The organism is Sphaerospermopsis aphanizomenoides BCCUSP55 (assembly GCF_001586785.1).
Taxonomy (GTDB): Bacteria; Cyanobacteriota; Cyanobacteriia; order Cyanobacteriales; family Nostocaceae; genus Sphaerospermopsis_A; species Sphaerospermopsis_A aphanizomenoides_A.
The window spans coordinates 1-15,066 of record NZ_LUFH02000087.1 but is presented as its reverse complement, the minus strand read 5'-3'; the positions used below and the strand labels follow the sequence as shown (position 1 = coordinate 15,066).

The window sequence follows — 15,066 nt, the reverse complement described above, 5'->3', positions numbered from 1 at the left end:
AGGATATGACCATGATCAAAAAAAGAAGGAGCTAACAATTATGTTTAACTTATTTAATAAACTGCAACCTCAAAACTGCCAAATAACCAAAGAACAACATAACCAAATTGTTAATGAGTTAATTCGGCAAAGTCAGCTAGGATATAACGTAAAAACAGCTATTGGTACAACATCAGCTATTCTGACCTTTGCGAGTATTATTTTGTTTTACACTGGCAAAATTGAACAAAGCCACCTTAACATCGGTATCGGTGTGATTTCTAGCATGGTAGGTTTCAAGTCGGCGAGTGATAGCAAGCGTGAATTGGAAAAAGTGTTAGAACGTTTTGAAATTATCAACAATGGTAAATCACGTTATTAGTTTGGTTTGTTAGTTGCTATACCAATTGTAAAATGATTGATTTGTAGGGTTTTAGCAATGCTAAACCCCTACCTAATTTTACAATTTTATGTTCTTTTTTCTGTTCTTTAGTCATCTTTAGATGACTTTTGCTATTAGACTGGGAATTCATTCCCAGGCGGTTTATCGGTTTTAGGTTAATTTAACTCAGCAAAAAAAAGTATTTTATTTAATGAGAATTGATCTTTTAGCTTTCACACCCGCCCAGAAATGAATTTCCGGGCTAATAACCAAAGTTTACTAAAGTAAACTATAAAAGACAAAAATCAGATCCCCAACTTCTTTTTTATCTTGTCCATAAATTTGCAAATTCCTATCAGAAGTCGGGGATGGATCTATATCATCTCTCTACATCCTCAATTTCTTTCGGAACTCCCGCAGTTAAAACCTCATTTCCCTCTGCGGTGACTAACACATCATCCTCAATTCTAATCCCAATTCCCGCCCAACGCGGATCGATCGCTGGTTGATCTTCTGCGGGTTGGGTATCAGGTACAATATAAAGTCCCGGTTCTATTGTTAAAACCTGTCCTGGTTGTAAAAGCTGCGGGTTTTCTCCATGTTGATAAATTCCCACATCATGCACATCTAACCCTAACCAATGACTGGTGCGGTGCATATAAAATGGTTTATATTTTTCCTCTTCTATTAATTTGTCAATTTCCCCTTTCAGTAAACCTAATTCTACTAAACCTTCTGTGAGAATACGCACTGCTTTTTTATGAGGTGCATCAAAAGCATTTCCGGGTTTTACTTCTGCTATCGCTTGTTTTTGTGCTTCCAATACTATTTCATATAACGCTTTTTGTTCTCCTGTAAATTTTCCACCTACGGGAAATGTTCTGGTAATATCTGAATTGTAATAACCGTAAGCACAACCAGCATCAATTAATAACAATTCGTTTTCTTGCATCTGACAATTATTTTCTATGTAGTGCAGAACGCAAGCATTTCTTCCCGCAGCAACAATAGAAGGATAAGCTGGCCCCATTCCACCCCGCAGACGGAAAATATGTTCTATTTCTGCTTGAATTTCATATTCATAACGTCCTGGTGTGGTAATTTGTAATGCGTGGTTATGTGCTTCTACAGCAATTTCAACCGCACGACGCATTAAGTCTAGTTCAGTTTTATTTTTAATCAATCTCATGCTACTGAGAATGAGACTAGAATCTTCAATAGCAACTGGGCCTGTTCCCCGTTTAGGATAGGTACGAAGTAATGATTGATAATGTTTGAGAATGGTATCGTTAAAATTGCGATCGCGTCCAAAATGATAATATATTCGTTCTGCTTTTTCCAAATACTGCGGTAACTTCTCATCTAACTCTGCAATGGGATAAGCTTCATCAGCACCATACAACTCTTTTGCAGCATCTACTCCACAACGATAACCACTCCAAACTTCCTTTTCTCTATCCTTGGGTTGGACAAACAAAATAAACCGATGTTCTGCATGATGAGGTGCTAAAACTGCTACTGCTTGCGGTTCATTAAACCCAGTTAAGTAAAAGAAATCGCTGTCTTGACGATAATTGTACTCGACATCGTTGTGCATCACTGCGGTTGGTGCGCTTCTGAAAATCGCTGTACCATTACCGATTTTACTCATTAATTGTTCACGACGTTGCCGATATTCTGACTGCATAGCTGATTTACTTTTGAAAATGTAGTGTAGTTTTTGACATTGGTAATTGTAATTACCAGCTTCAGCTATTTTAGCTAATTTTTAATTCACTTACAGTGGTGACAGAAATCAAAAAGTAAGACTTACGTAAGCATTCACCATTTAGCTAATATCTCACAGCACGCTACACGGTAAGCGCATCTATGCCCGCAAAACTCTATAAATATTAGCATTCAACGAAAACAGTTGTGAGGAAATAATCATTTGTAAAATAAACAGTGTAACTTTTCAAAATGGTTGAAAATTCATATACAGCGGATTTGCCAGTTGTAAAATAACATTCATTTATCATCAAACTAAAACATAGATTACAAAATTTTCAACCTAATCACCTCACACCTTGCATAAGGTACTTCAATTGGACTGGCAACTAAAGATGTCATGAAAATTAGATTTTATGTTTAAATCTTGACACTTATAAATAAAAAATCAAGATTTTAAAATTGCTCATATATGACTTTTACTTGATCCAAAACCTAGATAGAAAACACATGAATTTAATAACTGAAGATCCTTACACTTACCCGAAATATTTAATAAAATGTTTGCTATTTACAGAATCTTTATTTTCAATCAATTAAAACTTTATATTAATTACTCATAAAAACACGCCATGTTTAAAGCAACCACTCAGTCAGGATTATATTTAGAAAGCCTAGCAAATGCTGGTTTAGAATCCATACAAAAATCAGCAGATTTGACAACATCTCTTAATACTTCACTTGCCAATAAAAGTTCTGCTGGAGTGTTGGAAAATGAACCATTATTCCCAGATATGCCCATTGATTCTTTCCCAACTTTGCCCCCAGTAGGAAGTGTCAATCCCAATCCTAATCCCTATTTAACTAGTGCAGCGATAGTTCCTGATTTTAACGGTGATGGTAAAACCGATAAAATGTGGGTAAATGTTCAAACAGGTGAAATTTTAGTTCGTCTGATGAACGGTACTCAAATTGTTGAACAGGCTTCTTTAGGTACTTATGACTTAAGTACATGGAGCTACAAAACTGCTGATTTCAACAGTGATAATAAGACTGACTTCTTATTACGCAACGAACAAACAGGTGAAAATGTCGTTGTGTTAATGGACGGCACAAAAGTTGCTAGTTACGTAGCTTTAGACAGAGTTGATCCAGGTTGGAGTGCAAATATTGGCGATTTTAATGGCGATCGCAAAACCGATATTTTCTGGCACAATAATCAAACAGGTCAAAACGCCATTTGGCAGATGGACGGAACAACAGTAACTAGTGCCACTGTCCTGGAAACCACAGATGTAGCCTTAACTGCAACTATTGTTGATTTCGACGGTAATGGCAAGAGTGACATTTTCTGGCGCAATACCACCAACGGCGAGAATATCGCTTGGTTCATGGATGGTAGTGAAGCCACTAAGTATGATTTAGAATCACAGGATGTTACCTGGGCTGCTACCCTTGGTGATTTCAACGGCGACTACAAAACTGATATTTTGTGGCGCAACACCTCCAGCGGTGAAAACAAAATTTGGACAATGAATGGCATCTTTGTTACCGAAGGTACTGTTAATTCATTGGGTGCAGATTGGACTGCTAACATTGGTGACTTCAACAGTGATGGCAAAACAGATATTTTCTGGCACAATGCAACAACTGGTGAAAACACAGCTTGGTTGATGGATGGCACAACAATCAGTTCTGAAGCTTTCCTACCCAGCAATAGCCCTGGTTTGACAGCATCTCTTGGTGATTTTAATGGTGATGGTAAGACAGATGTGTACTGGAGAGATCAACAAGCAAGTGCTGATAAAATCTGGACTATGGATGGAACTCTAGCAACAGAGACTCTTGTAGCTGATGTAGATAAGCTGACTCCAGAATGGTATACCGCTTAAAATGGTAATTGGTAATTGATAATTGATAATTGATAATTGGCAAAAAACTATTATCACTTTACCAAAAAACTGGGTCTAAAGCCCCGTCTGGAGACGGCTTTCTGATAGAATGGTGGAAGCAGACAGGGCATTGTCTGTTGGGCGAGATAGTGTAAGACGGTATGAAACTGCAACTGTTGTTTGAACCCAGAATCCCCGCACTTGTAGGGCGGGGAGTATGTCAACAAGACCGAGAAGAACTATCTACATTGTGCGATCGCTCTTTTGAGATAACGAAGGGCGATCGCTTCTGTTTAGAAACCAAGAGGCAGAAGGCAGGTGACAGGTGACAGGTGACAGAAATAAAACCCTTTTCCCCTACACCCTACACCCTTACACCCCTACACCCTATTCTTCCCCCTTACTGCTATTTTTCAGGGTTTCGTATTTCTGGTTGCAGAATCGCCGAGCAATATTGTAGTAAAGTGGTCAAGCGATCGCCAATTGCTTTCAGTCTTGCTTGTGCCGTTGCCGACTGCCTTGCACCTTGGAAAAACATGACATCTATTTCCAACAACCGCAGTTGTTTACTCATTTCCGTTTGATAAGATTGTTCTCGCCAGTCCAGATCACATATAGGTACAATTTCCTGTACAAACCATTGTTGTAACTTACTCAGACGCTGCCGTAGAATAGGAGCATCTAATTGCGTTTTGGTAACATCAGAGCGCAATTGCTCTAGTAATGTTGCAAATTCCTGATATTTATCAAGATCCAAAGACATCCAGTGCTAGTTAAGATAGTATTAATGTCAAGAAAATTTCCTTCTAGAATAAACCTTTTTCAAACACCATTCTCACTAAAAGCCTCAAATCATGCTTTGGGGCTTTGTTTGCCAGTAATGGAAATTTCGTCTTATGTATCGTCTTTGCACTCAAAATGGATGATTATCTTATGTAATTAGCACAATCATCCTCACACTATTTTTTCCCATCTTCAGGGCAACAGCATCTTCATTTGGGCGATGCTGTGATTTTTGTCTATATTTCACTTATCCACCACAAACCTATCACCTTGTATGAGCAGCCTACTTGTTAATTACTCAGTCGATATTAGCCTTCCGGAATGGCTCAAGAAATGTTTACGAGAAGTATCAACAACTGGCAATGCCGCGTCCCATGACCGAACGCATAACGATCTGATTTTGATTGCTCGTGCCTTTGAATTTGCCTATCAATTGCATCAGGGTCAGTATCGCAAATCTGGAGAAGCTTACATTGCCCATCCAGTAGCTGTTGCCGGCTTGCTGCGGGATTTGGGAGGCAGTGCTGCTATGATAGCAGCTGGATTTCTTCATGATGTAGTTGAAGATACAGAAGTTACAATTGAAGAAATAGAAGAACATTTTGGGGCAGAAGTGCGCCAGTTGGTAGAAGGTGTCACCAAGCTGTCTAAAATTAATTTCACCAGCAAAACTGAAAGCCAAGCGGAAAATTTCCGGCGAATGTTTTTGGCAATGGCGCAGGATATTCGGGTAATTGTGGTGAAATTGGCAGACCGTTTGCATAATATGCGAACCTTGCAGTATATGTCAGAAGCTAGTCGTCGCCGTAGCGCCCAGGAAACACGAGATATCTTTGCGCCTTTAGCTAATCGTTTGGGTATTTGGCGAATTAAATGGGAATTGGAAGATTTGGCATTTAAATATTTGGACCCTGATGCTTACCGGGAAATGCAGCAGCACGTTTCCGAAAAACGGACAGCACGGGAAGAAAAGTTGGCTAAAGCTACGGAAGTGCTGCGGGAGAGAATGCAACAGGCAGGTATTCAATGTTTGGATGTCAGCGGTCGCCCTAAACATCTTTATAGCATTTATCAAAAAATGCAGCGACAACAAAAAGAATTTAATGAAATTTACGATTTGGCGGCACTGCGAATCATTGTCCAAACGAATGAAGAATGCTATCGGGCTTTGGCTGTGGTTCATGATGCCTTTCGTCCCATTCCTGGCAGATTTAAAGATTACATCGGCTTGCCAAAACCCAACCGTTACCAATCCTTGCATACTGGGGTAATTGGTTTGACTGGTCGCCCTTTGGAAGTGCAAATTCGGACAATGGAAATGCATCATGTTGCTGAGTACGGCATTGCTGCCCATTGGAAGTATAAAGAAACCGGCGGTTCTACGAGTCAATTAACGGGAACAGATGAAAAATTTACTTGGTTGCGGCAACTATTGGATTGGCAAAGTGATTTAAAAGATGCTCAAGAATACTTAGATAGTGTTAAAGACAATTTATTTGAAGATGATGTTTATGTCTTCACCCCAAAGGGGGATGTCGTACCTCTAAGTCCCGGATCTACGAGTATAGATTTTGCTTATCGAATTCATACAGAAGTGGGGAATCATTGTGCAGGGGCGCGGGTAAATGGGCGCATAGTGCCGTTATCAACGCGACTACAAAATGGTGATATTGTTGATGTTATTACTCAAAAGAATAGCCATCCCAGTTTGGACTGGTTAAATTTTGTCAGGACTTCTGCCGCGAAATATCGCATTAAACAATGGTACAAGCGATCACGCCGGGAAGAAAATGTGGGACGGGGACGAGAATTATTAGAAAAAGAACTCGGTAAAACAGGTTTTGATCACTTGCTAAAATCAGACGCAATGCATACTGTGGCTGAAAAGTGCAATTATCACAGTGTGGAAGATTTATTAGCAGGTTTAGGTTATGGAGAAATTACTTTAAATTTGGTGCTAAATCGCTGGCGAGAAGTGGTGAAAGCACAACAACCTGTGGCTGATGTCATCCCATTTATACCAAAGGATTCTACATCAAAAACTGCACCAACTACTTCCCGTGCTAGTGATTCACCTATTATCGGTGTCGAAGGATTGGTTTATCATCTGGCTGGATGTTGTACACCGATTCCTGGTGAAGCGATTATTGGTGTGGTGACAAGAGGAAGAGGTATATCTATTCATCGCCAAGGATGTCATAATGTAGACCATGTAGAGTGTGAGCGTCTAGTTCCAGTCAAATGGAACACAGCCATAGAACATAGCGGTCGTCCTCATACTTACCCGGTAGATATTCAAATTGAAACTCTTGATCGAGTGGGAATATTAAAGGATATTTTATCCCGGTTGAGTGACCAAGGTATAAATGTGCGTCACGCTAACGTCAAAACTGCTTTAGGACAACCTGCACTCATGGATTTGGGAATTGATATCCGCGATCGCACTCAATTAGAACACTTGTTTGTACAGATTAAAAAAATGAGCGATATTCTCAATATTCGTCGCGTTGGTCAAGCTGAAGAGTCCCAGGTCTAGAATCACGTCTAGGGTTGAGAGTCTAGGGTGTAGGGGCAAAATGCTGCTCTGCTTTATTTGTTAAAAGCCCTGCGCCCTAAATTTATAAATAATTGATCAATAATCAATTTACATAACTATTACAAGGCTGTTACTGCTAACCGCTGACTGCTGCGTTATTATTTAGAAGTATAACAATCGCTAGAGATTTGGTCTATCACCTGAATCCGACCTCTAATAACGCGACGTAATAATCTGTTGAGTGCTTCTTCTTCTTCCTCATCTATAAACTCATCTAAAATAGCTGCCATGAGTCCATAGCGATCTGCTAAAGTCAAAACTCCGCTATCAGCAGAAGTAGCGATGATTTCTGAAACTGCACCGGGAAGAATTTGGATATAGCGCATGGGGATTGTCCTTGAACTTCATCATCTTAATATCCCTCGAAATCTATATCCAGGGAGTGATTGACTCAATATATTGATTGTGAAAAATATCAACTGTTTAGGTGACAGTAAAGGCAGTAAATTAGTGACACAAATCACAAATTTTTGACACTCCCTGATCTAACGCTACTCTCACCGCAGGCATCGCACAAACCTTGAACTGTCACCTGATATGTTTGCCCACGTAAGCCAGGACGTAGACTTCCCATTTCTATACTGCGAAAAGTCTCCCAGGCTATATCTTCAATTGCACCACATTGATGACAGCAGAAATGATGATGGGGTTGAACATTCGCATCATAGCGAGAAACCCCTTCTTCTAATAAGACTTCTCTTACCAGTCCCACTTCTCTGAGGGCTTGCAGAGAACTGTAAATCGTTGCCTGAGAAGAGACAGGAAAATCTTTATTTAAATCGGTCAGGATTTGCTCAACGGTTGGGTGATCTGTGCGTGATAACAAATTTGCATAGACCGCAAATCGCTGAGGAGTCACTCTTAAACCCTTAGATTTTAAGGTTTGAATAATTGCGTTTGCTTGTTCTTGCATGATGTCGTGTTTCTAGAGTTTTTTACTCTGATTATAGTCTACCACATTCAGGAATTAATAATTTATTTACTTTATTTAGTAAAATGAGTATTTATAACTATTGAATATTTCCTAAATCAGAATTATTCTGAGATGTGTCAACGCAAAGCAAACATACAGCAGATTCCATTGCGATGAGGTACAAAACATAATCATGAAAATCTTGTGGGGTTGGCATCTTGCCCGCTAATAGCGTACCTCATTACACCGAAAAGTGCTGTAATTTCACAGATTCAAAAATTAAGAGGTCAATATGGCTGTGATCGAAACCGTTCCCAATGTTGTCTTTAAAACCCGTGTCCGTGACGAATCCATCGGTGGACAAAACCCCTTCCGTTGGCAAGACCGCACCACTGAAGAATTGTTTGCTGGCAAGCGTGTAGTTGTATTTTCATTACCTGGAGCTTTTACACCTACCTGTTCCACTTCACACCTACCTCGTTATGAAGAACTCTACCAAGAATTTAAAACCTTGGGAGTTGATGCAGTAATTTGTATATCTGTAAATGATGCCTTTGTGATGTTTCAATGGGGTAAACAACAAGGCGCTCAAAACGTCTTCTTGCTCCCCGATGGCAATGGCGAGTTTACTCGTAAAATGGGGATGTTAGTTGAAAAATCTAACCTGGGCTTTGGAATGCGTTCTTGGCGCTACTCAATGGTAGTCAATGACCGCACAATTGAAAAGATGTTTATTGAGCCAGGTTTCGATGACAACTGCCCCACTGATCCCTTTGAAGTATCAGATGCAGACACCATGTTAAATTATCTGAAAAGTGTGAAATAGGGAATAGGCAATAGGCAATGGGGAACAGGGAATAATTGAATAAATAATTAATTGTCTCCTTGTCTTCCCAACTCCTTCATCCTGATCCCGATTAATACTATAAGTAATTGAGATTACACAAAATCCCAAATCTAAAATCCAAAATCCAAAATCTAAAATTGATATGACCTACGATTTTGACTTATTTGTAATTGGTGCTGGTTCTGGTGGAATTGCTACTGCTAGACGTGCTGCGGAATATGGAGCTAAGGTAGGAATTGCTGAGTTTGATCGCCTGGGGGGAACTTGCGTTAATCGTGGCTGCGTCCCTAAAAAACTCATGGTTTATGCTTCTCATTTTCCTGAGTTATTTTCTGATGCCCAAGGATATGGCTGGAGTGCTGTCAAAAGTTCTCTGGATTGGGAAAAAATGATCACGGCAGTCAACAATGAAGTAATTCGTTTGAATGGAATTTATCAACGAATGTTGGATAATTCCAAAGTTGAGATATTGCCAGGATATGGAAAATTTGTTGATGCCCATACAATTTTAGTCGGTGATCGCCAAGTCACAGCGGATAAGATACTAATTGCCGTTGGTGGTCATCCTATTAAACCCAAGATTTTAGGCATTGAACACGCCATGACCTCTGATGATATTTTCCATCTCAAAAAACAACCAGAACGCATGGTAATTTTAGGTGGAGGTTATATCGGTTCAGAATTTGCTTCCATTATGAATGGACTGGGAACAGAAGTTACTCAGATAACTCGCGGTGATATGATTTTACGCGGGTTTGATGATGACTTGCGAACAGAAATTCAGCAAGGAATGACTAACCACGGGATTAAAATTCTCAATCAAGTCCAACTGATTGCCATTGAAAAAGAAGCAGAAAAAATCAAAGTAACAGTTCGCAAAGATGGTGACGGGGAAGATACAGTTGTTGTTGATGTTGTCAGTTTAGCTGCCCTAGGACGCAAACCGAATACACAAAACTTAGGTTTAGAAAATACCCAAGTTAAGCTTCATCAGGGAGCAGTTGTTGTTGATAAATATAGTCGCACAGATGAGGAGAATATCTATGCGGTGGGAGATTGTACCAACAATATTAACCTCACTCCTGTAGCGATAAATGAAGGTCGCGCCTTTGCTGATACGGTATTTGGTGGTAAGTCTCGCACCATGAGTTATGAAAATGTTCCCACTGCAATTTTTACTACACCAGAAGCAGCTACTGTGGGTTTGACTGAAGCTGAAGCCAGAGAAAAATATGGTGATGCCGTGAAAATTTATCGCAGTCGCTTCCGTCCTATGTATTACACCTTAGCCGGTAAAGAAGAAAAAACCATGATGAAACTGGTGGTTGACCAGAATAGTGATCAGGTACTAGGGGCGCAGATGGTAGGAACAAATGCAGCGGAAATTATTCAAGGAATTGCGATCGCCATTAAAATGGGTGCAACCAAAGCTAATTTTGATGCTACCGTAGGTATCCATCCTAGTTCGGCTGAAGAGTTCGTCACCATGCGGTAATGAAGTACGCGTGCAGAATAAATTGTACATTTAGGAGAGGGAACAGATCAGCACTAGAGGGATTTTTATTTGTTCCAAAAATATGCAATTAATTTTGCTCAGGTAAGTAGGTGAACAGAAAAAACCGAAATATGTCATGAACAGTAAAACATCCCAAAACCTCTTCTGTGTTCCCCGTTCCCTGTTAACAGTTCCTTTGTCATAACGACAATTTTTAACGCCTACTTATTTAGTTATCAGTTATCAGTTCAAATTTTTTACTGCTTACGGTTAAATATCGTTGTTTTGAGGATTGAAACAGAATTTTTCCTATTGCGTCTGTATCAGAATAGATAATGTTAAGTAGAAAAGCTAGAAAAAACAGAAGTATGTATCAAACAGTAATTAGTGATCAACAGTTATTATAAATTTGCTAATTTACAGTCAGCATACCGTATAATACCTTAAATAAAGGTAATTTTTCGCTACTAACCCGGTAACTGGTAACTGATCACATGGTCGTCTATCCACACCAGAAAAAATCCCAGAATAGATACCGACAGAATGAGAATGACTGGCGGTTATTTTTGCGTCTAGTACCCTATGCCCGTCGTCATGGGCGGTTACTGGCGCTATCAATGTTGTTACTCGTACCCATTGCCATTGCTAACTCCATCCAACCGTTATTAATTGGACAGGCTATATCTCTAATTCGTCAAGAACCAAGTACCTACGAATTTCTCAAAAATCGCTCCCTATGGGAAGGGTTAAGCATCCTCCAAGGATTATTCCTAGCTACCATTATTGTCAGACTTTCACTAACAGGCTTACAGGGTTATATCGTCCAAAAATTAGGGCAAAAAATTACCGCAGCCATTCGTGAAGATTTATTTCACCATGTGACATCTTTAGCAGTGCGTTTTTTTGACCGCACACCCGTAGGTAAACTGATTACCAGACTCATCAACGATGTCGAAAGTTTAGGAGATGTCTTTGCTACCGGGGCAATTGGTATTGTTTCCGATTTATTTTCTATGTTGGTGATTATTGGTTTGATGCTTTCTATCCAGTGGCAACTGGCCTGCTTACTGTTATTAATTCTATTCCCAATCACCTCGTTAATTATTTATTTTCAGCAACAGTATCGCCGTGCTAATTACAAAGCCAGAGAAGAACTATCAAGGCTAAACTCTCAGTTACAAGAAAATATTGTTGGCATTAACGTAGTACAGTTATTTCGTCGAGAAAGATTCAATGCCGAATTATTTCGAGCTACGAATAGCCAATATGTCAAGGAAGTTGATACTACTATTTGGTATGATTCCGCCGTCTCTGCAACCTTAGAATGGATTAGTCTGATTGCCATTGCTGGGGTGTTGTGGGTTGGTGGTTGGTTGCTATTAGGGCAAAATATCACGTTTGGGATTTTATCGTCATTTATTTTATATGCCCAGCAATTATTTGATCCGCTGCGAAATTTTGCTGAGAAATTCACTGTTATTCAAGCAGGGTTTACTGCCATCGAAAGAGTCAACGATATTTTAAATGAACCCATAGAAATCAAAGACCAAATCAATCCCCGATTCTCAATATTAGATACCCAATTTGGTTATATAGATGAGATAATTAGAGATTTAGAAACACAAAATTTTCCGGCTACATCGGAATTGGGAGAAATCCGATTTGAAAACGTTTGGTTTGCTTACAAAGATGATGATCATGTAATTAAAAATTTAGACTTTACTATCCATCCTGGGGAAAAAATTGCTTTAGTCGGGCCTACAGGTGCGGGCAAAAGTTCTATCATCCGGCTTTTATGTCGTCTTTATGAACCAACTCAAGGACGCATTTTGATTGATGGTGTAGATATCCGAGAGATACCACAAGCAGAATTAAGGCGTTATATGGCAGTCATTTTACAAGAAGCCTTCTTGTTTGCTGGAGATGTTAAAAGCAACATTACATTAGGAGATAGCTACACTTTTGCAGAAATTCAACAAGCAGCAGAAAAAACTAATGTAGCTGATTTTATTCATCAATTACCTCAAGGATATGATACCCAGTTACGAGAAAGAGGAACAAATATTTCTAGTGGACAAAAGCAACTTTTAGCCTTTGCTCGTGCTGCTATTCGTAATCCCCAAATTTTAGTTTTAGATGAAGCTACTGCTAGTTTAGATGTGGGAACAGAAGCGTTAATTCAACAGGCTTTAAATCAGCTTTTAATCAAACGAACTGCAATTATTATTGCTCATCGCTTGTCAACAATTCGCAATGTAGATCGGATTTTTGTCTTAAAACGGGGAGAATTAATTGAACAGGGAAGTCATGAACAACTTCTAGAACAAGGTGGACTTTATGCCACTTTGCATAATCTGCAAATGTTGGGAACTTAGCAAATTGGGTTTGATATGTAAGCATTCAGCATTTAGCTATCAGCCAGCTATGCCCGCAGGGCTTCACAGCTAATAACATCAAGAGCAAAGATTTAGAAGCATTAATTTTAGCAAAGTTACACGCTCCTCTTTTGTTCTCATTCTTTGTATTTCAGCCTTCAAGGCTGATAGCTTACGGCTGAATACTTACGCTGAATACTTACTTTGATATGACAGCAAACTTCCCTAAAAAATTATGCAACCAGATTCAGCAGACCTAATTTTGATTGTGGATGATAATCCAGATAATTTAAGAGTTCTGTTTACCTTCTTAAGCGAATCTGGATTTAGAGTTTTGGTGGCTAAAAATGGTCAAGATGCTTTAAATAAAATAGAGTACATTACTCCACATTTAATTCTATTGGATGTAATGATGCCTATCATTGATGGCTTTGAGGTTTGTCGTCTCTTGAAAGTTAATTCAAAATTTAAAGAAATTCCTATCATCTTTATGACTGCTTTGAATGACACAGAACATAAAGTTACAGGATTGAATTTAGGAGCAGTGGATTATATTACAAAACCCTTTCATCAGAAAGAAGTTTTAAGTCGGATCAAGTTGCATTTAAAGTTAAGTCATTTAACTCGTTCTCTACAAGAAAAAAATCAACAACTTGCTCAAGAAATTGTAGCTCGTCAACTAGCAGAAGCAGAGTTAAAAAAACTCAATCATGACTTAGAAAAAAGAGTAATTGATCGGACTCAGGAATTAACTTTAGCATTAAATGAACTTCAGGAGCGAGAAGAAAAACTCATCTATACAGCCTTTCATGATTCGGTAACAGAAGTATTTAATCGTGCTTGGTTAATGCAACATTTATCAGTTATGTTTGCACAGCATGAGCCACAAAAAGATTATGCAATTTTATTTCTTGATTTAGATAATTTTAAAAATGTCAATGATCGTCTTGGGCATAGTATTGGTGACAAATTACTGAATACAGTTACAGATAGGCTACATCAATGCCTAAAAGGACAGGGAGAAATAGTCCGTTTAGGAGGAGATGAATTTTTAATTCTCTTGCCAAAGAATAATGGTATGGAATCTATAGAAGCAATTGCTAAATGTATGCTGAAAAGATTGCATATACCCTTCCAAATAGATGGATACCAAGTTTATATTGGTGTCAGTATTGGTATTTTACCATCTACTCTCAATTATCATAAACCTACTGATATTCTTAGAGATGCAGATGCTGCAATGTATGAAGCTAAACGTTGTGGAAAAGGCTGTTATGTCTTATTTACTCCAGAAATGCAAGCTCGTACCTTGGAACGTATTCAGTTAGAAAGTGACCTACATCACAGCATAGAAAAAGATGAATTTTGCCTGCACTATCAACCCATATTTTGTTTAACTTCTCAAAAATTAGTTGGTTTTGAAGCCTTAATTCGTTGGATACATCCGACACAAGGATTACTATTACCAGCAAAATTTATTACCCTGGCAGAAGAAATTGGTATAATTCAAAATTTAGATTTATTATCATTACAATTAGCTTGCCAACAAATTAGTCAGTGGCAAAAAAATTTTTCACTCGGTAATTCTATTATAGTGAATATAAATTTATCTTCTGTGCAAATTCAAGAACTAGAATTAGGAGGAAAAATAGAATATCTTGTTAATAAAAGTCTAATATCACCAAGGATGATTAAATTAGAAGTAACAGAAAGTTCTTTGCTGCAAGAGTTTAGTAGTGCTACTCAAGTTTTAGCAAAAATTAATGCTTTAGGTATTAGACTTTGCATAGATGATTTTGGGACTGGATACTCTTCCTTTAGTCAATTACATAGATTTACCGTCAGTACAATGAAGATTGACCGTGCTTTTATTGAGCGTCTAGATTCTGGTATGGAAGGGATAGAAATTGTCAAGACTATGATTTCCTTTGCCAAGTGTTTGGGAATGGAGGTCGTAGCTGAAGGTATTGAAACCCCAACACAATTAGAAAAATTAAAAGAGTTAGGTTGTGAATTTGGGCAAGGTTATTTATTAAGTACCTAAGCAAAATTAATTTTATATTCCTTTCCAAATTCTCGAATGATTTTTTCAACATA

At 38.6% G+C, this 15,066-nt stretch carries 12 protein-coding genes; 8 read left to right on the top strand and 4 right to left on the bottom strand.

Annotated elements, in window-relative coordinates; genetic code table 11:
- Positions 1-40 precede the first annotated feature (40 nt).
- Complete coding sequence (locus A0J48_RS19805) at positions 41-361, top strand: TRADD-N-associated membrane domain-containing protein (protein WP_200326108.1); 321 nt, start codon at positions 41-43, stop codon at positions 359-361.
- A 379-nt stretch (positions 362-740) separates the two neighbouring features.
- Here the strand turns inward: A0J48_RS19805 and A0J48_RS19800 are convergent, their stop codons facing one another.
- Positions 741-2,048: an aminopeptidase P N-terminal domain-containing protein gene (locus tag A0J48_RS19800; RefSeq protein ID WP_200326106.1), complete on the bottom strand. Its 1,308-nt coding sequence runs from the start codon at positions 2,046-2,048 to the stop codon at positions 741-743.
- Positions 2,049-2,700: 652 nt separating this feature from the next.
- On the opposite strand from A0J48_RS19800, the gene A0J48_RS19795 reads away from it, so the two are divergent.
- Both A0J48_RS19795 and A0J48_RS19790 read left to right on the top strand, forming a co-directional pair.
- The gene (locus tag A0J48_RS19795) at positions 2,701-3,960 is read left to right on the top strand and encodes an FG-GAP repeat domain-containing protein (RefSeq protein WP_200326104.1); all 1,260 of its coding nucleotides are present in this window, start codon (positions 2,701-2,703) and stop codon (positions 3,958-3,960) included.
- A 161-nt stretch (positions 3,961-4,121) separates the two neighbouring features.
- Positions 4,122-4,289 carry a hypothetical protein gene (locus A0J48_RS19790; protein ID WP_200326101.1) on the top strand — a complete coding sequence of 56 codons (168 nt, stop codon included), beginning with the start codon at positions 4,122-4,124 and terminating at the stop codon, positions 4,287-4,289.
- 77 nt (positions 4,290-4,366) lie between these two features.
- Here A0J48_RS19790 and patD read toward each other — a convergent pair whose 3' ends face one another.
- A complete protein-coding gene (gene patD, locus A0J48_RS19785; RefSeq protein WP_200326099.1) occupies positions 4,367-4,723 on the bottom strand; it encodes a heterocyst frequency control protein PatD in 357 nt (118 codons plus the stop codon).
- Positions 4,724-5,017: 294 nt separating this feature from the next.
- Here patD and A0J48_RS19780 point away from each other — a divergent pair, with 294 nt between their 5' ends.
- Positions 5,018-7,279 carry a RelA/SpoT family protein gene (locus A0J48_RS19780; RefSeq protein WP_200326097.1) on the top strand — a complete coding sequence of 754 codons (2,262 nt, stop codon included), beginning with the start codon at positions 5,018-5,020 and terminating at the stop codon, positions 7,277-7,279.
- A gap of 158 nt (positions 7,280-7,437) precedes the next feature.
- Here A0J48_RS19780 and A0J48_RS19775 read toward each other — a convergent pair whose 3' ends face one another.
- Together A0J48_RS19775 and A0J48_RS19770 are read right to left on the bottom strand one after the other, a co-directional pair.
- Positions 7,438-7,665, bottom strand: a complete 228-nt coding sequence (locus A0J48_RS19775; protein WP_200326095.1) for a hypothetical protein — start codon at positions 7,663-7,665, stop codon at positions 7,438-7,440.
- A gap of 134 nt (positions 7,666-7,799) precedes the next feature.
- Positions 7,800-8,252: a Fur family transcriptional regulator gene (locus tag A0J48_RS19770; RefSeq protein ID WP_200326093.1), complete on the bottom strand. Its 453-nt coding sequence runs from the start codon at positions 8,250-8,252 to the stop codon at positions 7,800-7,802.
- Between the two features lie 292 nt (positions 8,253-8,544).
- Between A0J48_RS19770 and A0J48_RS19765 the strand changes: the two genes are divergently transcribed.
- From A0J48_RS19765 to A0J48_RS19750, 4 genes are all read left to right on the top strand, one after another.
- Positions 8,545-9,078, top strand: a complete 534-nt coding sequence (locus A0J48_RS19765) for a peroxiredoxin (RefSeq protein ID WP_200326091.1) — start codon at positions 8,545-8,547, stop codon at positions 9,076-9,078.
- Positions 9,079-9,241: 163 nt separating this feature from the next.
- Positions 9,242-10,594 (top strand): glutathione-disulfide reductase, encoded by a 1,353-nt coding sequence (gene gor / locus A0J48_RS19760; protein ID WP_200326089.1) that lies wholly within the window; start codon positions 9,242-9,244, stop codon positions 10,592-10,594.
- A 494-nt stretch (positions 10,595-11,088) separates the two neighbouring features.
- Positions 11,089-12,969, top strand: a complete 1,881-nt coding sequence (locus A0J48_RS19755) for an ABC transporter ATP-binding protein (protein ID WP_200326087.1) — start codon at positions 11,089-11,091, stop codon at positions 12,967-12,969.
- 235 nt (positions 12,970-13,204) lie between these two features.
- Positions 13,205-15,013, top strand: a complete 1,809-nt coding sequence (locus A0J48_RS19750) for a two-component system response regulator (protein ID WP_200326085.1) — start codon at positions 13,205-13,207, stop codon at positions 15,011-15,013.
- Positions 15,014-15,066 lie beyond the last annotated feature (53 nt).